A 20,842-nucleotide genomic window follows, 5' to 3' on the forward strand; every position below is an offset into this window, starting at 1 on the left:
CATGCCCTTTGGTCACTCGTGCGGCTTCACCCGCAGTCGCAAGCGGCGTTGAAGCAGGCGTTCGGCAGGCTCGGCACCGCGGCCACGAACGTCTCGAACGCCCCCTGCAGGAGCTGCGGGTTGCCGGTCACCGTCAACGAGTTGACGTGCGTCAGCGCCGGCGCGCCGGCGAGCGAGGTCAGGCCGTCACAACCGGCGACGAGCATGCTCTCCACCTGCAGAAGCCCGCCCAGGCCCTCCAGGCTCGTCAGCCCGTCCATCCCGGGGCGCCGCCGCAGGCGCCGATGCTGAGGACGTTGTCCAGCTTCGTCAGCCCGCCGAGCCCGGCCAGCGTCGTTACCCCGGGCATCCCGTCGAGGACGAGCCAACCCGCCTCCGTGATCCCGGCCAGCGGCGACAGGTCGGTGACCCCGGGCAGGTTCACCAGCGACAGGCCGTCGACATCGGTCAACTCCGAGAGCGCCGCCAGCGAGGTCACCGCCGGCAGGTCCTGCAGCGCGATGTTTTGCCCCGTCGTCGAGGCAGACAACCGCGGGCCCAGCGGCGACAGGTCGGCGAGCTCCGGGCTGCTCCGGATCGTCACGGCGAAGAGCGGGTGGATCCAGCCCTCCAGCGCGCTCACGTCGGCCAGCTGCGAGTTGTCGGACAGGAACAACCTCAGCGTCCCCTCGTAAGCCGGCGCGAAGCTCGGCAGCGCCGTGATGCCGAGGTTTTCCAGCGTCAGCGCACCGGTCTGCGCGAGCGAGCCGAGCGCCGACAGGTCGGTCAGCTGCGGCATGTCGCGCAGGATCAGATCGCCCACCGACTGCAGGCACGCGAACATCGGCAAGCCGGTGAAATCCGCCTGATCGCGCACCGTCAGCGTGCCAGCGATGCGCTGCAGGTTGGCCAGAGTCGCCACCACGCTCGGGTCGGCGTCACCGTCGACGCGCAGGTTGCCCATCACCTCCGTGACGCAGGTGAAGTCGCCGCCGGCCGCGTCGATGACCACGTCGTCCTCGATCACCAGGGCGGCCGGACACGCCGCCCCGCACAACCCCGGCACCGCGGTGGTCTCGGTCGTCTCGGTCGTGGTCGGCGGGCCCGAGGTCGTGGGGCTGGGGTCCCCGGTCGTGCCCGGCCCCGCGCCGGTCGTGCCCGGCTCTCCGCCGCTCGACGAGCCCCCGTCGCTCTCACCCGGCACCGGCCGCTCGGAGCAGGCAAACACCAGCGCGATCCCCAGACCCAGCCGACGCATCCTTTCACCGTACCAGAGGCCCTGTCGCCCGGCCACTCGCCGGGGCGCCGGGCCAGGGGCATGGACAGCGTCGCCGACCAGGCGATGCATGCGCCGCCCATCGCGTTCGCGGTCGCCATGACACGCGCTGGCCGCGGGCGAGCGAGCGCCGTGCTGCACCCATGACGGGCGGCGCCGCGAGTTGAGCCGCGCCCTCGACCTCGTCTACGATCGCCGCGTGCCGCCGAGCCTCGCGTCGGTCTTCACGGGCCTCCTGCTCGTCGCCCCGGTCGCCCCGGCGCCCGCCGACGAGGCGATCGTCTACCGCGACCTGCAGGCCCGCACCGGCCTCGATCTCGAGCGCGTCTGGACCGACTACCAGAGCGAGCGCCGCGACAGCCAGGGCTTCTACGAGTTCACGCGGGCCCGCTACCGCCGGCGCCTCGGCGCCGGCATCGGCCTCTCCATCGCCGGCCTCGGCCTCGCCGCCGCCGGCATGGCCATCGTCCTGATCGCCGCCGAGCGCGACAACGACGTCGACGTCGTCGGCGGCGCCCTCGTCCTGACCGCCGGCTTCGGCCTCGCCGTGCCCGGCGCGATCCTTGGCCCGTGAACCAGGTCCGCCTGCACAAGCTCAAGCGGGCCCGCACCGCCGCGCTCGGGCGCGTCCAGCTGCGCGCCGCCGGCCCGCTGGCCCTCCCGCGCGGCCTCGGCCTCGGCCTCGGCCTCGCGTTCTGACCGCCCGTTCGAGCATGTCCTCCAGGACATGCTCGCGGACATGGCTTCCGGCTCAGCCTCGCCGATCGCTCACGTGGTCGTGCGCGCGTAGGCGTTGCCGAGCATGACCGAACTCATGGTCTGCACGAACTCCCGCAGCGCCCGGTCGTCGAGGTGCTTGATCACGATCGAGTAGCGCTGCGTCTTCGACTCGATGTGGATCATGCGGGTATGGATGCAGCACCACTGGGTCTCTTTGCCGCTGCCGGCCTCCGCCAGCGACGCGAGGGCGATGGCGTTGTACCGGCGGATCCGCGCGAACCCGCACAGCGCCTGCCGCGACTCGAGCAGCAAGATCCGCATGTTCGTCACGAACAGGAACACCCGGATATGGCCGCCCGTGATCGTCGTGAAGAAGGAATTGATGACCGCGGCGGCCTTGACGAGGGGGTTCGAGCCGAGGAAAAAGCCGTCGCCCTGGATCGAATAGTGGAGGACCTCCCCGGGCAGCAGCTCGACCTCTGCGAGCATCTTCTGGGCGGCGGGCGACAGCGGTCGGCCCTGGGGTGGTTGCGGCTGCGTCATCGGCATGTTCATGGGGGTGCGTTCCTTCTATGGGTTGTCGAGGGACATGGGGGGCTGGGGGAAGCGGGAGGATCGTCGACGTGCCGCCCGAGACCCGGCGGAGCTGCCCGCCGAGGTGATCGATGACGACGAGCTCGGAGGCCTCGCTCCGCAGCTCGCGGGCGTAGGCGCGGACGAGCCGGCGCGCCTCCGTCGCGGGCACCCCGGCGAGGCGCAGGGCCTCGCGGGCGACCACGCGGAAGCACGGGTCGCCGCAGTGGCGGCGGACGTCGGTCGGCGTGAAGCGACCGAGCTCGATGCGCCGGGCCGCGACGCGCAGCGCCCGGAGCTTCCGCGGCCAGCGGCCGGCCACGGTGACCGCGACCGCGCCGACGCGCAGCGCCACCACAGCCGCCAGCGACCAGGCCCACCAGGCGCCGGGGGCCAGGCCCCAGGCCAGGGCCAGCGGCGCCGCGGCGACGACCGCCAGGAGCAGCGCATAGCGCTGGAAGCTGAGCCACAGCCACACGGACCGCGGCAGGCGCAATCGTTCGAGCCGTACCGGCATCACGGGTCGACATCGCCGGCGGAGGCCCGCCGACGCCATACACGCGGCAAGCTACCGGCGCGTGACATCGGCGTCAAACGCGAACGCCGTAAACAAATCATCCCGACGTCGCGGTCGGGTATGCCACATACGACATGCCCACCGCGACGCACCTAAGGGCATGCCCTCTCGAACATGCTCCGAGGGACATGCCCGCCCGGACATGCCCCGCGGGCCAGCTTCAGTGCAGCAGCGTCGACACCACGCGCGCCCCGGGCCCGACCTGGTCGACCAGCCCGTTGCCCGGCACGCCGGCGAGGGTGAAGCACTCCTCTAGGATGGCGAGCATCGCCTCTGCGCGGCCGCGCGAGCCGGCCAGGGCGAACGTCGTCGGCCCCGAGCCGCTGATGCTGCAGGCCAGCGCCCCGGCCTCGCAGCAGGCTGCCTTGGCGTCGAGGTAGCCGGGGATGAGGCGCGCGCGGCACGGCTCGACCAGCTCGTCGACGATCGCCTCGCCGAGCAGCGACAGGTCGCCGCAGTGGAGCGCGTGGACCAGGAGCCCGAGGCGGCTCGCCTGCTGCACCGTCGCGGCCAGCGGCACCTGGGCCGGCAGCACCGCGCGGGCCTCCGCGGTGCTGACCGAGCAGCCGGGGGTGTACACCGCCAGCCACAGGTCGGCGGGGCTCGGCAGGGCGATCAGGCGCAGCGGGTCGAGCTGCGGGATGAGGACCACGCCGCCGAGGATCGCCGGCGCCACGTTGTCGGGGTGGGCCGCGCCGCAGGCCACCCGCTCGCCCTCGCGGGCCAGGTCGACCAGCTGCGCCGGCTGCAGCCCGAGGCCGAGCGCCGCGTCGGCCGCCACCAGCGCCGCGCAGGCGCTCGCGCCCGACGAACCGAGCCCGCTGCCGAGCGGCAGGCCCTTGTAGACCTCGAGCTCGACCCCGGCGTCCGGCGCGTAGCGGCGCAGCAGCTCGGCGACGGCGACGCCGGCGGTGTTCTTGTCGGCGGTGCGGGGCAGCTTGCCGCCGTCGCCCTCGACCTTGGCGATCACCACGCCCGGCTGCTCGCCCCGGCGCGCGCACGCGGTCGCCGGGCCCGCGCAGGGCCAGGCCCAGGCAGTCGAAGCCGGGCCCGAGGTTCGACACAGTCGCGGGCGCGAACGCCTCGATCCAGGGTCGGGGTCGTGACATGTCCAAAGAGTCAGGCTCAGGATCGGCGCCGAGTCAAGAGAGGCCAGTCAAGGGGAGGCCGGTCGAGCGGAGGCCGGCCGAGCGGGCGCGCGCCTCAGCGGCGCAGGGCGTCGTCGATCCAGCCGACGACCGTGCCGCCGAACATGTACTCGTTGAAGTAGCGGCCGTTGACGAACACCGCCGGGGTGCCGGTGATCTCGAGCTTCTCGCCCTCGGCGCGGTCGGCCTCGACGACGTCCTTGCCCTTGAGCGCCGCGAAGTCGGCGTCGAACTGCTTCATGTCGAGGCCGATCTTCTGCGCGTACTTGCGGATGTCGGCGTCGGACAGGGCCGTCTGGTTCTCGAACACGATGTCGTGCATCTCCCAGAACTTGCCCTGGGACTGCGCGGCCACGGTGGCGATCGCGGCGACCTTGGCCCGCGGGTGGGCCGACAGCGGGAAGTGCTTGAACACCAGCTTGGCGCGGCCGCGGAACTGGTCGATCGCCTGGCGCAGCATCGGCGCCTCGGCGCGGCAGTGCGGGCACTCGAAGTCGGCGAACACCACCACCGTCACCGGCGCCCGCTCGTTGCCGTAGACCGGGCGGCCCTCGATGTCGATCTTGCGCGGCTGGAGCGCGCCGACGACGTACTCCATGTTGGCCTTGATGTCGCTCGGCGAGGCGCCCGAGGCCAGCGCGTCGGCGATGAACTGCGACACGCTGAGCGAGTCGCGGCAGGCGGCGTCGTCGCGCAGCGACACGGCCAGGCTGTGCGGCTTGCCGCAGGCCGACGGCTCGCTGTTGACGAGCTGGAAGAAGCTGGTCTTCTGCGGCTCCGACAGGCGCGACAGGTCGACGCCCTTGGCCTCGGTGATCTCGCCCCCGGGCGGCGGCGTGACGTCGCTCGGCGCCGGCTCGGCCTTGGTGGTCGCGGCGACCGGCCCGCCCTTGTTCTCCGGGGCGCCGGCCTCGGGCACCGAGGTGCAGGCCGGGCTACAGGCCGAGAGGATGAGGAGCAGCGGTGCGAGCGAGCACTTGGAGCGGGTCATCGCGGACGATCCTGACGGGCGCAGCCGGCGAGTTCGCCGCAAGGTCGCAGCGTCCGGCAGAATTGGCCGCGCAACGCTAACGCACGCATCACCGTCTCGCAAGCGTCCCCGACCGCCGCGGCCTTTTGTCCGGACAGTCGGGGCGCCCGCGGATGACCGCGGAGAAAGCTCCACGTTCGGGGAAAAACTCACCCCTACGGATGCATTGACACGGTTCACTGCCCGGGCGATACAGCCTCGCGCAGGAGGAGTCCCTTTGAAGATTTTGGTCTGTGTCAAGCGGATCCCGGATCCCGACGAGAGCCTGAAATTCGCGGGCGGCGGGCTCGACTACTCTGCCTCGAAGTGGGTCCCGAACGCCTTCGACGAGTACGCCATCGAGACCGCCCTCCGCCTCGCCGAAGTCGTCGGCGGCACGCAGCGGCTGGCCGAGGTGATCGTCCTCGGGATCGGCCCCGAGAGCCAGCGCCAGCAGCTCACGCAGTTCCTGGCCATGGGCGCCGACCGCGGCATCATCGTCGACGCCGACCCGGACAAGCTCGACACCGCCACCGTGTCCAAGCTGATCGCCGCGGTGTTCAAGAAGGAGGCGGCTGACCTCCTCATCGCCGGCAAGCTGTCGCAGGACAACGAGGGCGGCCAGGTGCCGCAGCGCGTCGCCGGGCTCCTCGACGTCCCGCAGGCCAGCTTCGCCGCGACCGTCGAGTGGGACCAGGGCGCCAAGGCGCTGACCGTCGGGCGCGAGGTCGACGACGGCGTCGAGGTCAAGCGCGTGCCGCTGCCGGCGGTCGTCTCGGTCGACCTCCGCATCGTCCTGCCGAAGAGCGTCAAGAACGGCTCGACCCCGGCCACCCACGCCTACCAGGAGGGCCCGCGGCTCGCCTCGCTCAAGGGCATCACCATGGCCAAGCGCAAGCCGGTCGCCGTGCTGAAGCCGTCCGACCTCGGCGTCGCCGTCGGCACCAACGAGCAGGTCGTCGGCGTCGCCGCCCCGCCGGCGCGCAAGGCCGGTCAGAAGGTCAAGACGGTCGAGGAGCTGTTCGAGAAGCTCACGAAGGAAGCGAAGGTCATCTAACATGAGCAAGGTCCTCGTCATCCTCGAAACCGCCGGCGGCCAGATCCGCCCGCACTGCCTGCCCGGCATCACCTGCGCGGCCGAGATCGCCCGCGCCACCGGCAAGCCGCTGCACCTCCTGGTGCTCGGCGCCCAGCCCGACGCCGCCGCCCAGGCGATCGCCGCCGCCGGCTACGGCGCGGCCGCCGTCCACACCCTGGCCGGGCCGACCCTCGAGCCGTTCACGGCCGAGGCGTGGGCCGACGCCATCATCCACGCCGCGCGCACGCTCGGCGCCAGCGTCATCGGCGGCACCGCCTCCTCGACGCTGCGCGACGCCCTGCCCCGCGCCGCCGCGGTCCTCGACGCCCCGCTCGTCTCCGAGGTCGTCAAGGTCAAGTCGGGCGACACCTTCGTCCGCCCGATCTCGGCCGGCCGCGCGCTGCAGGACCAGAAGGTCAACGCCGGCACGTTCTTCTTCACCGCGCGCGGCACCGAGTTCGAGCACGCGCAGCCCACCGGCGCCGTGCCCGTCCAGGCCGTCGCCGCGGCCGCCGCCAACACCCGCGGCGCCGTCGTCCAGGGCGTGCAGAAGACCGAGTCGTCGCGCCCGCAGCTGACCGAGGCCAAGGTCATCGTGTCCGGCGGCCGCGGCATGCGTGAAGGCGCCAACTTCAAGCTCCTCGAGCAGCTCACCGACCTGCTCGGCGGCGCTCTGGGCGCCAGCCGGGCCGCGACCGACGCCGGCATGGTCCCCGCCGACCTGCAGGTCGGTCAGACCGGCAAGATCGTCGCTCCGGAGCTCTACTTCGCCGTGGCGATCTCGGGCGCGATCCAGCACCTCGCCGGCATGAAGGGCTCGAAGACGATCGTCGCCATCAACAAGGACGCCGAGGCCCCCATCTTCCAGGTCGCCGACTACGGCCTGGTCGCCAAGTGGGAAGAGGCGGTCCCGCGGCTCGTCGAGCTGATCAAGGCCCGCAAGGGCGCCTGAGCGCAGCGCGTCCGCACCGCTGCAGCGACCGGCGCGGCCTCGCCCCTCCCCCTGCGGGTGAGGGCCGAGGCCGCCGGCGTTTCGGCCTCACGAGGCTCGCTGGACCGGCCTGCGCCCGGCCGCGGCGCGAAGGGTGTTACGCTCGCGGCCCGCAATGGGCAGCCAGACCGCATCGCGGCGGCAGACCGTGTACGCCCTCGCGATCGCCCTGGTCGCCGGCATCGTCCTGCTCGTGGTCTCACAGGTCGCCCTGGCGTGGATGACCGACGAGCCGCTGCGACGGACCGCTGCCGTGGTGGCCGGCCTGGTCGCGCTGGTCCAGGTGCTCGTCGTCTACCTGGCCGCGAGGACAGGTCTCATCGAGCTCGCCGGCCGCGACGCCGTGCGGGCCTTCGTCATCGCCCCGCCGGCCGCGCTGGTGGTCGCCGTCCCGCTGCTGTGGGGCAGCGTCCTCCAGACCACCAGCGTGCCCGCGCTGCTCCCCTCGCTCGGACCGGTGCTGGCGGCCGTGTGGGGCGTCGCCCTCGCGCTCGCGCCGGCGTGTCTGGCCGGCTATCTCCACCTCGGCGGCAACCCGCGGCCGGTCGGGCGCGACGAGCACCAGACTGCGCAAGCGCTGTGGTGCTCGCTGTTCGCCAGCGCAGTCAGCTCGGCGGGCCTCCTGGCGACCGGGCGGATCCTCGCCGCCGCTGCTCCCGAGGCGACCTCGCGCGAGCTGTGGCCCGCCTTCGGCCTCGCCGTGCTCACCGGTCTGTTCGCCCGCGCCGGCAGCCTGTTCGCCCGCGACACCGGCGGCGAGGTCCTCTCGCTCGCGCGCCGGCTCGACCGCGTCAACATCGACACCGCCGCCGGCAGCCGCCCGCTCGTCGTCACCCGCGGCGACCGCCTCGGCGCCCTGCAGGCCGAGCTCGAGCGCCTGCGCCGCGACCTCGTCGGCGAGCACCGCCTCTACAAGGAGACCCTGCTGCAGACGCGCGAGGCCGCCGAGGCCAAGGCCGAATTTCTGGCCGCCGTCAGCCACGAGCTGCGGACCCCGCTCAACTCGATCTGCGGCTTCTCGCAGCTGCTGCTCGAGGGCCTCTCGACCCCGCTGTCCGACGAGCAGCGCGAGGACATCCGCCTGATCCGCACCAGCGGCATGCAGCTGCTCGGCCTCATCAACGACATCCTCGACATCTCGATGATCGAGTCGGGCGAGCTGCGGCTGTACTTCGCCTCCGAGTCGCCGGCCGACATGATCGACGAGGTCTGGCGGCAGCACCGGCCGCTCGTGCAGGAGGCCGGCCTCGAGCTGCGCACCGAGGTCCCCGGCGACCTCCCGCGGGTCGTGTGCGACCGCCGGCGGATCTGCCAGATCCTCAACAACCTGCTGTCGAACGCCACCAAGTTCACCGAGAAGGGCTCGATCATCATCTCCGCCATGTTCGAGCCGCTGCCCGGGCGCGTCCTTATCCGCGTCACCGACACCGGCATCGGCATCGACCCCGAGGACATCGACAAGATCTTCCAGGAGTACCGCCAGGTCGGCAACCTCGCCCAGCGCAAGAAGGGCACCGGCCTCGGCCTGGCGATCGCCCGCAGCATCGCCAACCACCACTCCGGCTCGCTCGAGGTCAGCTCCACCCTCGGCCGCGGCTCGACCTTCACCCTCTCGCTCCCGCTGACCCCCCGCGCAAGCCCGCCTCGATCGACATGACCGAGGAGGCCGTGCGCGCCAGCCAGCGCTTCTGGAGCCCGCGCAGCTCGTCCTCGGGCGGAGAGGCCGACGCGTGAGCCAGCGCCGAAACATGTCCGATGGGACATCTCATATCTCTCATGGGGCAGGCTTCCCCGCGCTCGCCGGAGACATGACCCCGCGCCGCCGCGTCACGGACCTGCCCCGAGAGACAGCCACGCTCTCCGCGCTCCTGCCGATCCATCTGTCCCAAGCGTCAGCCACGGCCCTCTCGTACCCGTCCCGCCGCTCCATTCACCGGTCCCAAGAGACAGCCACGCGATCGCTGCGATCCCCGCACGGACGCGCCGATCACCTGCCCGAAGAGACATCTCCCGCCCTCACCGGCCAGGAGGCCCCGTGAGCGACCGCGACGGCTCGTCCGAGTGGGAGGGCAGCACCGAGGACCTCGTCGGCCTCGCGCGCGAGGTCGACGACCTCGCGCCCGGCTTCCCGCGGGCCGGCCAGCATACGCGGCTGCGAGCCGAGCGCGACGTCCTCGCCGGCGTCGCCGCGGCCTACACCCTCGCCGTCGGCCTCGACGTCGCCTGGTCGCTGATCGTCTGGGACAGCCGCGGCGCCGCCGCTCCGTGGCCGCTGTTCGCCCTGCTCGTCCCCCACCTCTTCATCCTCACGGCCGCCCTGCTCACCGTCTACAGCGCCTTGCCGGCCGCGCGGTGGCTGCGGCCCGACGAGCTCGGGCGGCCCGCTTCGATCAGCGGCGCCTGGCTCGTGCGCGCCGTCGGCTTCCTCGCCGTCCCGCTCTACCCCTTGCTCGACGCCCGCGAGCGCAACGAGCTGCTGCGCGTCGCCCCGCGGGCCGAGGTCGAGCAGGCCGCGCTGGCCTTGCAGCGGGTCCCGCGGGTGGTCGCGCGCGCCGTCTTCAGCGGCCTCCTCGTCATCGCCCTCAGCGACGCGCTGATCGCCCGCAACCCGCTGCAGTGGACCTGGTCGACCACCCTCGCGCACGCCTGCCTGTGGGCCGCGATCGCCGCCCCGCTGGCCGCCCTCGCCGCCAACTGGGCCCGCCGCTCGGTCCGCGGCGACATCCTCTCCTGCCCGATCGCCCAGCTCTCGCTCGCCGATCGCCCGCCCCCCATGACCGGCCGGGTGTTCGGCTGGGCCGGCCTCCTGCTGCTCGCCGGCGTCACCGCGCCGCTGCTGGGCGCCCACCTCTGGCTGCACGCCCACGCCCGCGCCGACGCCATCACGGTCGCCCAGCGCACCGCCGAGGGCCTCATCGACGTCGCCGGCCCGGCCGACGAGGAGGACCTCGGGCGCCGCCTCGCGCAGGCCCCCGGCGCCACCGTCCTCACCGCGCGCGGCGCCGTCTACGGCCCCGACCTGTCCATCAAGCCAGGTGACGACGGCCTCCTCGACGGCGACGGCGACGGCGAGTTCGACCGCTTCGCCGTCCAGCGCGGCGGCGCCCGGGCGGTCGTGCCGATGCGGCGGGCCACCGTCGACAACGCCGTCCCGTTCGCCCTCGCCGGCGCCCTCGCCGTGCTCGCCGGCCTGGTGGCGATCGGCCTGCACGCGCGCCGCAGCGAACGCGACCTCGCCCGCGTGCGCGCCCAGGTCGCCGAGGAGCCGGCCCCCGCGCCGCAGGGCTTCGAGTGGCAGGCGCTCGCGCAGTCGATCGAGGCCCTCGTCGCGCGCATGAACGAGGCCACCATCGCCCGCTTCGTCGCGCTCGAGAAGGCCGAGGAGACCGACCGCCTGCGCAGCCAGTTCCTCGCCAACATGAGCCACGACCTGCGCTCGCCGCTCAACTCGATCCTCGGCTTCTCCTCGCTGCTGCTGCGCGGCGTCGACGGCACCCTCGACGGCGAGACGCGCGAGATGGTCGAGACCATCGCCGCCGCCGGCCGCGACCTCCTGCAGCAGATCGACGCCATCCTCGACATGGCCCGCATCGAGGCGCGCCGGATCGAGAAGCAGGCCGAGCCCGTGCCGCTGGCCCCGCTGATCTCCAAGGCCGTGCAGCGGGCCCGCAACCGCGGCGGCGACCACATCAACTACACCGTCGAGGCCGTGCCCGGCCTGCCCACCGCCTACATCGACCCGCGCCACCTCGTGCAGGCGCTCGAGAACCTGCTGCTGTTCGCCGGCAAGCGCCTCACCGCCGGCTCGCTCAACATCAAGCTGCGCCGCGGCGACCCCGACGCCCCGCTCGGCCTCCAGCTCCACGTCACCACCCCGCTCAAGCCCGCCAGCGAGCAGCAGATGGGCCTCGCGCGCAAGGGCTTCCACCGCCTGCCTGGCCACCGCGGCCTCGGCCTCGAGCTGCCGATCGCCGACGCCCTCCTCAAGATCGAGGGCTGCCGCCTCGACGTGCGCGAGGTCGGCCAGGCCATGGTGTTCAAGATACACCTGCCCGCCGCCGAGGCCCGCAGCCGCGTCCCCCTGATCGAGCGCGCCCACCCGGCCGCCGACAGCACCGCCCCGCCGACCTGAAGACTCGCCCCCTCGCGCGGCGGACCCCATCGCTGCCGGCGATCCGTGACCCGGCACCCGACCTCTCGCGACGAGCTCCGTGAACCCGAGGATCGGCCCGGCCCGTCGTCGCAGCCGCCGAGCCCTCGCGCGCCCGCTCTGGGCTCGGCTCGCCATGATCGGCCATGACCTTCATCGAAGGACATGTCCAAAACATCATGTTATAAAGGACATTCTTTAAAAGACATGCCCGATCGGCCAGGATCACCGCTCCCGCGCCGCGCGCCGCCCGCACGGGCGTCGGTCGCCGATGATCTTCGCGCGCCCGCGCGCACGCTCGCGCGATCACGCGCCGGATCGGCGCAGGCTTGCGCGTTGAGCCGCGCGGCGGCCAGCCACTATACTGGCCGGCGCTGACCGTCTCGGCGAGGACCGTGTCCCAGGAACACCCGCACACTGCCATCGCTTTGCACGCCGTCGGCCAGGAGCTGCGGCGCCAGGGCAAGTTCGAAGAGGCCCTCGATCACTACAATCGGGCGCTCGTGCTGCAGCGGACGGTCCTCGGGGCCAAGCACCCGTACACCGCCAGCACCCTGTCGGCGATCGGCCAGATCCTGTTCACCCAGGGTCACCACGTCGCCGCCCTCGATCATCACCGGCAGGCCTTCTCGATCAAGCGCGAGCTGCTCGGCGCCGGCCACATCTTCACCGCCAACACCCTGTTCGACCTCGGCCTCGCCCTGTTCGCCGCCGGTCAGCGCGAGGAGGCCCTCGCCGCCTACACCCGCGCCCTGACCGTCCAGCTGCGCGCCCTCGGCCCCGGCCACGCGCGCACGATCAGCACCCAGCAGGCGATCGGCGAGCTCCTGCTCGCCGAGGGTCACTTCGCCGACGCCCTCAGCTACCTCCACGCCGCCCAGGCCGAGCTCGAGCAGCTGCGCCCCGCCGGCGACCCCGCCGACATCGATCGCCGCCTCATCCCCGTGATCGTCGGCATCGGCCAGGTGCTCTTTCAGCAGAACCAGTACGCCGAGGCCCTGGTCCACTACGGTCGCGCTCTCGGCCTCGCCGAGACCCACCGCGGCCCGCACCACGAGGACACCCTGGCGATCCTCCACGACCTCGGGCGCGCCCGCGGCCGCGCCGGCGACAACGACGGGGCCCTCGACGCCTTCCAGCGCAACCTCGCCGGCCTGCGCGCCCTCTACGGCGAGAACCACGCCCGCGTCGCCGCCACCCTCAACGCGATCGGCCAGATCCACTACGGCCGCGGCGATCACCGCGCCGCCCTCGACCACTACCGCCAGGCCCTCGACATCCGCGTGCGCGTCCTCGGCTCCGAGCACTGGCAGACCGTCAGCTCGCGCTTCAACTGCGGCACCGCCCTGCGCGAGCTCGGCGACGCCGCCGGCGCCAACGAGATGGCCGCCGCCGCCGAGGCCCTGGAGCGCCTCCTCGGCCACGATCACCCGCACGTCCTCTCGACCCGCTCCTGGCTGCGCTGACCCGCGCGGCCGCGAGGGCGTGCCGCCGCCCGCCGTCGACATGTCCCTCGAGACATCTGAGACGGCGGCTGGACTTGCCCGCGGTTGACCGCCTCCCGCGCGCGAAGTATCACCGGAGCATGCGCCGCGTCCTGCGCTCGCTCCGCCCGTCGGTCCTGTTCGCGCTCGCGTTCGTCCTGGCCTGCTGGCGCACCGCCGCGCCGGCCAGGGTCGACCCGCTGACGCTGCTCCCCGCGGACGCCAGCCTGGTCGCCCACGTCGACCTCCAGGCGCTGCGGGCCGCCCCGCTGTGGCAGCAGAACCACGCCCTCCTCGACGCCGACCCCGACGCCAGGCGCACCCTCGACGCCCTGGCCGCCTGCCGCGTCCCCTTCGAGAACCTGCGCACCCTCGACCTCGCCGTCGCGGCCAACGGCGTCGACGTCGCCGCCGTCCTCGTCGGCGACGGCGTCGGCGAGCGCGACCGCCTCGCCTGTCTCGAGGGACAGCTCCCCGATCGCGGCCTGCAGCTCGACACCAGCGGCCCCGAGCCGGTCGTCGCCCTCGGCGGCGCGCGCGGGCGGATCGTCGGCCCCGACGTCCTCCTGCTCGGCACGGCCGGCTGGTCGCAGCAGCTCGACGCCCTGCGCGCCGGCACCGGCGCCAGCGCGGCCGCCGGTCCGCTGCAGCCGCTCATCGCCCGGATCGCCGAAGGCCGCCCGATCTGGTTCGCCGGCCAGGTCCCCACCAAGGCCGCGGTCTCGCTGGCCCCGGCCCTGTCCGGCCTCGAGCAGGTCCGCGGCGCCCTCGACCTGGGCGACGGCCTCGGCGTCGAGCTGGCCCTCGGCATGCGCGCCGAGGACGTCGCCGGCGCCACCCTGGCCGAGCTGAAGAGACAGTTCGAGGCCCTGCGCGGCGCCGGCATCCCGCCCGCGATCTTGGACCGCGTCACCCTCGGCCAGACCGGCCGCGAGGTCACCATCGAGGTCCGCCTCGGCATGGCCGAGATCGCCGCGCTGCACGGCCTCGCCGAGGCCCTGCGCCCCGCCGCGGCCCCGGCTCCGGCTCCAGCCCCCGCGCCGTGAACCCCCGCACCTCGCGCCCTCGCCTCGCGCCGGCGCCCGCTCGCGACCTCTCCTCCGCGCCAGCGAGCGCGCGGGCGTCGACGAGGGCGCACCTTCGCGCCATACTCGCCGCGTGAACGTCCGCCTCCTCGCTTCCGCCTGCGGCCTCGGCCTGCTCGTCGCCTGCGGCGACGCCACCCAGTCGACCAGCGAGGCCGGCGATCCGAGCGGCCCTGCGACCACCGGCGGCCTGACCACCGGCGTCGTCGTCCCGCCGACCAGCACCACCACCAGCACCGGCAGCACCGGCGCGTCCGTCACCACCACCGAGGGCCCCGAGAAGTACGACCTCCCCCGACGACGAGGAGGAGCCCGGCTGCGGCGCCGTCGACGTCCTGTTCGTGGTCGACAACTCGAAGTCGATGGCGCAGTACCAGAGCGCGCTGGCCGACGCCTTCCCGCAGTTCGTCGACGCCATGATCGACAACCTGCCGAAGGGCGTCGACCTCCACGTCGGCATCACCACCACCGACTTCTACTGCACCGGCGCGGGCCAGGCCTGCTGCCCCGACAATTGCCCGGTCGGCAACACGCAGTGCCAGATCGGCACCACCCCCGAAGAGGTCGAGCAGATCGACGCCTACTACGTCCCGCCGACCAGCGGCGACAACGGGGCCAACGGCTCGCAGGGCCGCCTGTTCGTCCACGACGGCATGGCCTACTTCGCCACCAACACCGCCGTCGACCCGGCCCCGCTCAAGGCGTGGTTCACCGGCGCCGCCACGGCCGCCGGCGAGCAGGGCTCCTCGCTCGAGATGCCGGTGGCCGCCGCCGCCTACGCCACCAGCGCGACCAACGCCGCCGCCAACGAGGGCTTTCTGCGCGACAAGGACGCCGTCCTGCTGGTCTTCTTCCTCACCAACGACCCCGACGCCTCGGTCGAGGTGCTGTCGAGCTACACCGCCATGGTCCGCGACGCCAAGGCCGACTGCGGCGGCGACGCCTGCATCCTCACCGCGGGCCTCATCAAGAAGTGCGTCCCGGCCGAGAACCAGAAGCTGTGGCAGTTCATGAAGGCCTTCGGCGAGGAGCCGATCTGGGGCGACATCGAGGACAAGGCCGGCTACGTCGAGATCGTCGGCGAGGCCCTCGCCGCCACCCTCGGCGACGCCTGCATCCACATCCCGGTCGGCTAGCGCCTGTCCTTGAAGACATGCCCCGGCGGGCATGTCCCCGAGAGCATGTCCCCGAGGACATGTCCGTTCAGCGGTACAGCTCGCTCTTGAGCGCGAACACCCCGGCCACGACCACCCGCTCGTCGACCCGGAGGCCCTCCTTGACCTCGACGCGCTCGAAGTCGCCGACCCCGAGCGTCACCTTGCGCATCTCGAAGGTGCGCTCGTCCGCCGCCACGAACAGCCGCGGCGCCCCGTCGATCTGGATCACCGCCTGACGGGGCACCACCACCGCGCGGCGCTGGACCGAGGTCGGACGGATGTTGGCGTGCACCGCCTGACCCGCGCGCAGCTTGCCCGAGGTGTTGTCGACCACCACCCGCACCTCCGCGCTGCGGGTCATCGGGTCGAGGGCGACGCTGACGAACTCGACCACCCCGGCGAACGCCTCCTCCGGGCGGTTGGTGGGCGTCAGCTCGACCGGGTCGCCGGGCTGCACGTGCAGCACCTCGCCCTCGAACACCGACAGGCGGACCCTAGGCTGCGGCGGTCGGCGATCATGAACGCGGTGTGGCTCGGCACCACCGCCTGCCCGCGCGACACGTGCACGCCGACGACGTCGCCGGCGATCGGGCTGGTCAACGCGTTGAACCCGAGCTTGCCCTTCGACGGCGCGCCGGCGAGGGCGGCCACCCGCTGCTTCGCGGCCCGCAGCTGCGCCGCCGCGATCGCGGCCGACGAGATCGCCAGGTCCAGCTCGCGCTGCGACGTGATGCCCTCGGCCAGCAGGCTGCGCTTGCGCTCGACGTCGCGGTTGGCCGCCAGCAGCCGGGCCTCCATCGCCGCGATGTCGGCCTGCGCCGTGCCGAGCTCCGCGCTGACCAATGTCCCCAGCACCTGGCCGGCCTCGACCTTGCTGCCCTCGATGACCTCGACGTCGGCCACGCGCCCGGCGATCCGCGAGCCCACCGCGGCCAGGCGCTGGGCGTCGAACTCGAGCACGCCGGTCACGTGGACGATCGGGGTTACGTCCTCGTAATGCGCGGGCGCGACGGTGATCCCCACCCGCTCCGCGTAGCCCGCCGGCACCTCGACCACCCCGTCGCGGATCACCGGCAGCTCGGGCGCCGCGCTCTTGGCCGCGCTGGCGGCCTCGCCGCCGCCGCAGCTCGCCACGCCCAGCAGCGCCATCGATCCCAGCAGCCAGCCGGCGGTCACTCGCGCAATTCGGGGGCCAGGCCGTCGCATCACGGTGCTCGCATTACTGTGGATCGCCCGCCGCCTGTTCCGCCGTTTAAGAAACGGTAAAGCCCGGATCGATCATGCGAGTCAACCGGATCGTGAACCTCGCCCCGCCGCCCGGCGCCTCGCCGACTTCCAGCGTCCCGGCGTGTCCCTCGACGATCCGGCGGGCGATCGCCAGCCCGAGGCCGAGGCCCGGGCGCCCCTGCGTGCGGTCGGCCGTGGGTGCCGTCGCGCGCACGAAGGGCGCGAAGATCCGCTCACGTTCGCCCGCGGGGATCCCCGGTCCCTGATCGTCGACCACGACCGCGAGCCACGGACCCTCCGCGCGGACCTCCAGCGCCACCGTCCCGCCCGGCGGCGAGTACGCGACCGCGTTGCTCACCAGGTTGCCGATGGCGATCTCGAGCGCGTCCGCGTCGACCTGCGCCACCAGCTCGTCCGGGCCGGCGAACGCCAGCGTCACCTCGGCCCGCGCCGCCGCCTCGGCCCAGCGCTGCGCCGGCCCGTCGAGGCGCGCCATCAATTCGACGCGGGCCCGCTTCACCCCGCCGCTCGCGCGCGCCAGCTGCAGCAGCGCCTCGACCAGCGCCGACATCCTGCGGACCTCGTCGAGCGTGCGGTCGGCGAGGTCCTCCCACTCCGCCGGCGCACGCGGCCGCCGCCGGGCCACCTCGAGCGTGCTCGACAGCACCGCCAGCGGCGAGCGCAGCTCGTGCGAGGCGTCGGCCGCGGATTGCCGCTGGGCCGCGATCCCGCCGTCGATGCGCGCGAACAGGGCGTTCAGGGCCGAGGCCAGCGCGTCGAGCTCGTCGCCGGCGCCGGTCACCGGCAGGCGCTCCTTCAGGTCCTCCGCGCTCATGCGGGCCGCCGCGGCGATCACCGCGTCGATCCGCGCCGTCGCCCGGTGCGTCAACCACCGCGCCCCCGCGATCGACAGCGCCAGGCCGACCGGCGCCGCGATCGCGAACGCCACCAGCACCTGCGCCAGCAGCGTCTCGGTCGGGAACTCGATCGCCTCCGGCCCGTCGTCGACCTCGCCCCCGTCGTCGTCGTCGACCTCCGCCGCGTCGTCGGCCGCGTCGCGCAGCTCGTCGACGTACAGCACCAGCGCCGCCGTGGCGGTGAACACCAGCAAGCTGAGCGCCGTGGACGCGCCGATCCAGAAGCCCAGCCAGCGGCCGAGCGAGCGCCGGCGCGGCGCCGTCATGGGCCCGTCACCCGCGCGCGGAACCCGGCCCCGCGCACCGTCTCGAGCGCGATCGGCAGGTCGGCCAGCTTGCGCCGCAGGTGCGCCAGGTGGACATCGATCGCATTGGTCCCGGGGTCGCGCGAGTAACCGAAGACCTCGCGGAGGATGTCGATCCGCGGCACCACCTCGAAGCGGCGGCGCAGCAGATAGGCCAGCAGCGCGTGCTCTCGCGGCGTCAGCACCACGCGCACGTCGCCGTGGCGGACCCCGAACTCGTCGTCGAGCGCCACCTCGCCCTCCTGTACCGCCGCCCAGCGCGGCCCCCGGCGCGCCGCGTCAGCGCCCGCAGCCGCGCCAGCAGCTCGGCAAACTCGAACGGTTTGATCGAATAATCATCGGCGCCCGCGTCGAGCGCGGCCACCCGCGACTCGACCGCGTCGCGAGCGGTGAGCACCAGCAACGGGATGTGCGACCGCTCCGTGCGGAGCAGCTCGAGCAGCGTCATCCCGTCCATGTCCGGCAGCCCGAGGTCGAGCACGATCGCGTCGAGGCTGCTCGCCCGCGACTGCTCGAGGGCCTTCGCCGCGGTGGGCGCGGGGACCACCGTGATCCCCTCCTCCGAGAAACCCTGCTCGAGCGCGCGCACCAGCCGCTCGTTGTCTTCGATGAGCAAGATCCGCATGAGCCCTGGCAGTGTACCCGCGGATCCGGCGCGAGCCGCGGCGGCCGGATTAAGAGCGCGTTAAGCCAGGCCCGCACCAGCGCGAGCCAGCCATCCCCGCCCGTTCGCCCGCGCAGCTCGCGACATGTCCCGAGAAACATTTGATTCCAACTTGTGGACATGTCCTCGAGGACACTCGAAAGACCAGCCTCCTGTCCCCGAGGACATCCGCCCGTTTCACCCCCCGCAGCCGATCGGGTACCCGCCGGGCGGCGCCTCCGCGACCTCGGCCGCCTCGAAGCCCGGCTCGCCCGTGCAGCGCGCCCGCCACAGCTGCGGCGTCGCCTGCGGCGCGTGCCACAGCACGTCGTCGCAGCCGTCGCCGTCGAAGTCGCCGACACACGTCGTCGCCTCGTGCGGGGGCGTCGGCGCCGGCACGCGCTCCGGCACCTCGCCGGTCATCCGCCACAGCCAAGCGCGGTCCGGCGCCGCCGACCACCACAGCGCGTCGTCGGCCCCGTCGCCGTCGAAGTCACCGACCTCCACGCGCGCCTGCAGGTCGCCTGCGCCCTCGCTGCGCGACCAGCCGGACGGATCGCAGCTCCCGTCCTCGCGCCACAGCCGGTGCGGGTGCCAGCGCACAGCCGCCTGCGCGCGCGGGTCCCACCACAGCGCCTCGTCCAGGCCGTCGCCGTCGAAGTCGCCGACGCGGCCGACCTGCTCGTCGCTCCGGCGCAGCCCGCAGGCCGGCATGCCTGTCCGTTGCAACATGTCCTTCGAGTCATCTCCGAACGCCCACAGCTCGACCGTGAACCGCTGCGCGTCGAGCCACAGCACCTGGCTGCGGCGCGCCTCGAGCCGCGCCCCGGCGTCCACAGCCCGACCAGCGGCCAGCCGTAGCCGGCCGCGAAGCGGTCGTCGAGCGGCTCGTCCTCGACCCCGCCGGCGCGCCACACCCAGCGCGCGTCGACCTCCGCGCCGGGCCGCCACCACCACACCGCGTCGCGCCCGTCGGCCGCGAACGCCCCCACGATCGGCGCCGCGCTGCCGGGCGCCTCGACCCGGCTGCGCACGAACCCGCCGCGGCCCTGCGCCGGCGGCTGCCACAGCTCGTCCGTGATCTCCTCCGGCCCGAACATCAGCACCTCCGTGCGCCCGTCCGCCCCGGCCAGCGCCACCGGCCGCCACGAGCGCGGCGCCCGGCTCGGGCACGGACCGTCGGCCTGACACAGGCTGAACGAGCGCCGCGCGAACCGCCCCGCCGGCGCGCCGTACCACACCTCGTAGGCCTCGCCGCCGGGCTGAAACCACACCACGTCTTCGCGGCCGTCGCCGTCGACATCGACGCGCGAGCGCGGCAGCGCGTAGAGGATCGACGCGCCCAGGCGATCGCCGCGCGACAGCCGGCCCTGCTTGCTGGCCGCGGAGATCCCCGGGCAGCGCGCGTCGCCCATCACCGACGCCGGGTCGGGGTACGTCAACCCGCGAAACTCGGTCGAGGCCGCGTCGACGCAGATCTCCCGCGACTGCTCGAACCGCGAGTGCTCGTGCACGAACCCCAGCAGGTGCCCCAGCTCGTGCAGCACCACCATCTCGGGCGAGTACATCTCGCTCACCAGCGCCTCCGGCCACACGAGCAGCCGCGCCCCTCGTCCTCCGGCGCCGTCGCCGGGAACGACGCCGACGCCAGCGGGCACCCGCCCGCCCCGCACTCCGCCGCCGCGCCCTGGCGGACCGTGAACGCCACCTGCTCCGGCGCCGCGCAGTCCGGCGTCCCGTCGAGCGCCTCGCGGTGGATGAAGTTCACCCCCGACGCCCGCTCCCACTGCGCCGTCGCCAGCACCAGCGCCGCGCGCGTACGCGACTGGAGCGCCGCGTCGGTGAACTCGCCCAGGCAGTACGACAGGTCGAGCTTGCGACCGACGTCCCACGCGCGGTCGAGCGTCCCGCGGCACTTGACGGCGCTGCGATAGGATGCCTCTTCCGACATGTCCTCTTCGACATGTCCCGAAGACAGCAGGATGTCGCCCTCGATCCGCAGCCCGCCGCCGACCAGCGCCTCGGGCGCCTCGCCGCCGCAGACCCCGTCGTCCGCGATCAGCACCGCCCGCTCGCAGCTCGCGAGCGCGCCGACCGCCAGCGCCGCGACCCCTGCCAGCGGCGCGCTCCGGACCCACTCTTCACCCGCCTCGGGATGCCCGACCGGAGCCACCCGCGCAACCCGCCGCCGCGGCCGGTGTCCGCGCCCACCCTCCAGGTCCCGCGCCCGCGAGCGCGCCCGCGAGCGCCGAGATCTCGACCCGCCCCGTCGCCGGCCTGCCTGGACCTGTCCCCGAGGACATGCGACGCGACCTCCGCGCCGCGTCAGCGCACGCACCCGACGCCGCACGAGTCGTCGCAGCCGCCCGCCCGCGGTCTCCCGGCGCACTGCGCTTCCCGCCTCCGACATCGCTCGTCGACGCAGCGCCGCCGGGCGCCTCCTGTTCGCCCGCCCTCGTCGGGCGCTCGCGCTCCCGCTCGCCCCGACGCGCGACAGGCGGCCCGCGCCTCCGCGCTGCCGCC

22 protein-coding genes are annotated in these 20,842 nt (G+C 73.6%); 9 read left to right on the forward strand and 13 right to left on the reverse strand.

The features are described from left to right. Positions 1 to 26 precede the first annotated feature (26 nt). Positions 27 to 260 (reverse strand): hypothetical protein, encoded by a 234-nt coding sequence (locus OV079_RS19130; protein ID WP_267770268.1) that lies wholly within the window; start codon positions 258 to 260, stop codon positions 27 to 29. After that, positions 248 to 1,237 (reverse strand): hypothetical protein, encoded by a 990-nt coding sequence (locus OV079_RS19135; protein ID WP_267770269.1) that lies wholly within the window; start codon positions 1,235 to 1,237, stop codon positions 248 to 250. The genes OV079_RS19130 and OV079_RS19135 overlap by 13 nt, the downstream gene beginning before the upstream one ends. 181 nt (positions 1,238 to 1,418) lie before the next feature. Here OV079_RS19135 and OV079_RS19140 point away from each other — a divergent pair, with 181 nt between their 5' ends. Next, the gene (locus OV079_RS19140) at positions 1,419 to 1,829 is read left to right on the forward strand and encodes a hypothetical protein (protein WP_267770270.1); all 411 of its coding nucleotides are present in this window, start codon (positions 1,419 to 1,421) and stop codon (positions 1,827 to 1,829) included. Continuing rightward, positions 1,826 to 1,954: a hypothetical protein gene (locus OV079_RS19145; protein WP_267770271.1), complete on the forward strand. Its 129-nt coding sequence runs from the start codon at positions 1,826 to 1,828 to the stop codon at positions 1,952 to 1,954. Before OV079_RS19140 ends, OV079_RS19145 begins: the two co-directional genes overlap by 4 nt. A gap of 69 nt (positions 1,955 to 2,023) precedes the next feature. On the opposite strand, the gene OV079_RS19150 is transcribed toward OV079_RS19145, so the two are convergent. The 3 genes from OV079_RS19150 to OV079_RS19160 form a co-directional block, all read right to left on the reverse strand. Further along, entirely contained in the window at positions 2,024 to 2,530 is a 507-nt protein-coding gene (locus tag OV079_RS19150; RefSeq protein ID WP_267770272.1) for a hypothetical protein, read from the reverse strand. 755 nt (positions 2,531 to 3,285) lie between these two features. Next, positions 3,286 to 4,281, reverse strand: coding sequence for a homoserine kinase (locus OV079_RS19155; protein ID WP_338089090.1), 996 nt, complete (start codon positions 4,279 to 4,281; stop codon positions 3,286 to 3,288). Between the two features lie 47 nt (positions 4,282 to 4,328). Then, positions 4,329 to 5,264, reverse strand: a complete 936-nt coding sequence (locus OV079_RS19160) for a DsbA family protein (protein ID WP_267770273.1) — start codon at positions 5,262 to 5,264, stop codon at positions 4,329 to 4,331. Positions 5,265 to 5,520: 256 nt separating this feature from the next. Here OV079_RS19160 and OV079_RS19165 point away from each other — a divergent pair, with 256 nt between their 5' ends. From OV079_RS19165 to OV079_RS19195, 7 genes are all read left to right on the forward strand, one after another. Beyond that, positions 5,521 to 6,339 carry an electron transfer flavoprotein subunit beta/FixA family protein gene (locus OV079_RS19165; protein ID WP_267770274.1) on the forward strand — a complete coding sequence of 273 codons (819 nt, stop codon included), beginning with the start codon at positions 5,521 to 5,523 and terminating at the stop codon, positions 6,337 to 6,339. A 1-nt stretch (position 6,340) separates the two neighbouring features. After that, positions 6,341 to 7,312 carry an electron transfer flavoprotein subunit alpha/FixB family protein gene (locus tag OV079_RS19170; protein WP_267770275.1) on the forward strand — a complete coding sequence of 324 codons (972 nt, stop codon included), beginning with the start codon at positions 6,341 to 6,343 and terminating at the stop codon, positions 7,310 to 7,312. Between the two features lie 154 nt (positions 7,313 to 7,466). Then, on the forward strand, positions 7,467 to 9,008 hold the full coding sequence (locus OV079_RS19175; RefSeq protein ID WP_267770276.1) for a sensor histidine kinase: 1,542 nt from the start codon (positions 7,467 to 7,469) through the stop codon (positions 9,006 to 9,008). Positions 9,009 to 9,386: 378 nt separating this feature from the next. Next, positions 9,387 to 11,483 (forward strand): sensor histidine kinase, encoded by a 2,097-nt coding sequence (locus tag OV079_RS56060; protein WP_267770277.1) that lies wholly within the window; start codon positions 9,387 to 9,389, stop codon positions 11,481 to 11,483. Positions 11,484 to 11,830: 347 nt separating this feature from the next. Beyond that, positions 11,831 to 12,967 carry a tetratricopeptide repeat protein gene (locus OV079_RS19185; protein ID WP_338088920.1) on the forward strand — a complete coding sequence of 379 codons (1,137 nt, stop codon included), beginning with the start codon at positions 11,831 to 11,833 and terminating at the stop codon, positions 12,965 to 12,967. Between the two features lie 119 nt (positions 12,968 to 13,086). Beyond that, positions 13,087 to 14,031 carry a hypothetical protein gene (locus OV079_RS19190; protein ID WP_267770279.1) on the forward strand — a complete coding sequence of 315 codons (945 nt, stop codon included), beginning with the start codon at positions 13,087 to 13,089 and terminating at the stop codon, positions 14,029 to 14,031. Positions 14,032 to 14,411: 380 nt separating this feature from the next. Next, entirely contained in the window at positions 14,412 to 15,206 is a 795-nt protein-coding gene (locus OV079_RS19195; protein ID WP_267770280.1) for a hypothetical protein, read from the forward strand. Between the two features lie 67 nt (positions 15,207 to 15,273). Here OV079_RS19195 and OV079_RS19200 read toward each other — a convergent pair whose 3' ends face one another. The 8 genes from OV079_RS19200 to OV079_RS19235 all read right to left on the reverse strand — a co-directional run bounded on the left by OV079_RS19200 (position 15,274) and on the right by OV079_RS19235 (position 20,492). Continuing rightward, a complete protein-coding gene (locus OV079_RS19200) occupies positions 15,274 to 15,708 on the reverse strand; it encodes an efflux RND transporter periplasmic adaptor subunit (RefSeq protein ID WP_267770281.1) in 435 nt (144 codons plus the stop codon). Continuing rightward, a complete protein-coding gene (locus OV079_RS19205; RefSeq protein ID WP_267770282.1) occupies positions 15,657 to 16,376 on the reverse strand; it encodes an efflux RND transporter periplasmic adaptor subunit in 720 nt (239 codons plus the stop codon). Before OV079_RS19205 ends, OV079_RS19200 begins: the two co-directional genes overlap by 52 nt. A gap of 103 nt (positions 16,377 to 16,479) precedes the next feature. Then, the gene (locus OV079_RS19210) at positions 16,480 to 17,637 is read right to left on the reverse strand and encodes a HAMP domain-containing sensor histidine kinase (protein WP_267770283.1); all 1,158 of its coding nucleotides are present in this window, start codon (positions 17,635 to 17,637) and stop codon (positions 16,480 to 16,482) included. Further along, positions 17,634 to 17,909, reverse strand: a complete 276-nt coding sequence (locus OV079_RS19215) for a winged helix-turn-helix domain-containing protein (protein WP_267770284.1) — start codon at positions 17,907 to 17,909, stop codon at positions 17,634 to 17,636. Before OV079_RS19215 ends, OV079_RS19210 begins: the two co-directional genes overlap by 4 nt. Continuing rightward, positions 17,855 to 18,301 carry a response regulator gene (locus OV079_RS19220; protein ID WP_267770285.1) on the reverse strand — a complete coding sequence of 149 codons (447 nt, stop codon included), beginning with the start codon at positions 18,299 to 18,301 and terminating at the stop codon, positions 17,855 to 17,857. The genes OV079_RS19215 and OV079_RS19220 overlap by 55 nt, the downstream gene beginning before the upstream one ends. A gap of 216 nt (positions 18,302 to 18,517) precedes the next feature. Continuing rightward, complete coding sequence (locus OV079_RS19225) at positions 18,518 to 18,826, reverse strand: FG-GAP-like repeat-containing protein (RefSeq protein ID WP_267770286.1); 309 nt, start codon at positions 18,824 to 18,826, stop codon at positions 18,518 to 18,520. Then, positions 18,739 to 19,896 (reverse strand): M12 family metallopeptidase, encoded by a 1,158-nt coding sequence (locus OV079_RS19230; protein ID WP_267770287.1) that lies wholly within the window; start codon positions 19,894 to 19,896, stop codon positions 18,739 to 18,741. Before OV079_RS19230 ends, OV079_RS19225 begins: the two co-directional genes overlap by 88 nt. Continuing rightward, positions 19,893 to 20,492, reverse strand: a complete 600-nt coding sequence (locus tag OV079_RS19235; protein WP_267770288.1) for a hypothetical protein — start codon at positions 20,490 to 20,492, stop codon at positions 19,893 to 19,895. The genes OV079_RS19230 and OV079_RS19235 overlap by 4 nt, the downstream gene beginning before the upstream one ends. Positions 20,493 to 20,842 lie beyond the last annotated feature (350 nt).

The sequence above is a fragment of the Nannocystis pusilla genome, assembly GCF_026626665.1.
Taxonomy (GTDB): Bacteria; Myxococcota_A; Polyangia; order Nannocystales; family Nannocystaceae; genus Nannocystis; species Nannocystis pusilla.

Coding starts and splice junctions, on each gene's coding strand:
- OV079_RS19150 (WP_267770272.1), bottom strand. CDS start 2,530: ATGAACATGCCGATGACGCAGCCGCAACCACCCCAGGGCCGACCGCTG.
- OV079_RS19205 (WP_267770282.1), bottom strand. CDS start 16,376: ATGGCGCTGCTGGGCGTGGCGAGCTGCGGCGGCGGCGAGGCCGCCAGC.
- OV079_RS19130 (WP_267770268.1), bottom strand. CDS start 260: ATGGACGGGCTGACGAGCCTGGAGGGCCTGGGCGGGCTTCTGCAGGTG.
- OV079_RS19160 (WP_267770273.1), bottom strand. CDS start 5,264: ATGACCCGCTCCAAGTGCTCGCTCGCACCGCTGCTCCTCATCCTCTCG.
- OV079_RS19175 (WP_267770276.1), top strand. CDS start 7,467: ATGGGCAGCCAGACCGCATCGCGGCGGCAGACCGTGTACGCCCTCGCG.
- OV079_RS19170 (WP_267770275.1), top strand. CDS start 6,341: ATGAGCAAGGTCCTCGTCATCCTCGAAACCGCCGGCGGCCAGATCCGC.
- OV079_RS19210 (WP_267770283.1), bottom strand. CDS start 17,637: ATGACGGCGCCGCGCCGGCGCTCGCTCGGCCGCTGGCTGGGCTTCTGG.
- OV079_RS19135 (WP_267770269.1), bottom strand. CDS start 1,237: ATGCGTCGGCTGGGTCTGGGGATCGCGCTGGTGTTTGCCTGCTCCGAG.
- OV079_RS19220 (WP_267770285.1), bottom strand. CDS start 18,301: ATGCGGATCTTGCTCATCGAAGACAACGAGCGGCTGGTGCGCGCGCTC.
- OV079_RS19190 (WP_267770279.1), top strand. CDS start 13,087: ATGCGCCGCGTCCTGCGCTCGCTCCGCCCGTCGGTCCTGTTCGCGCTC.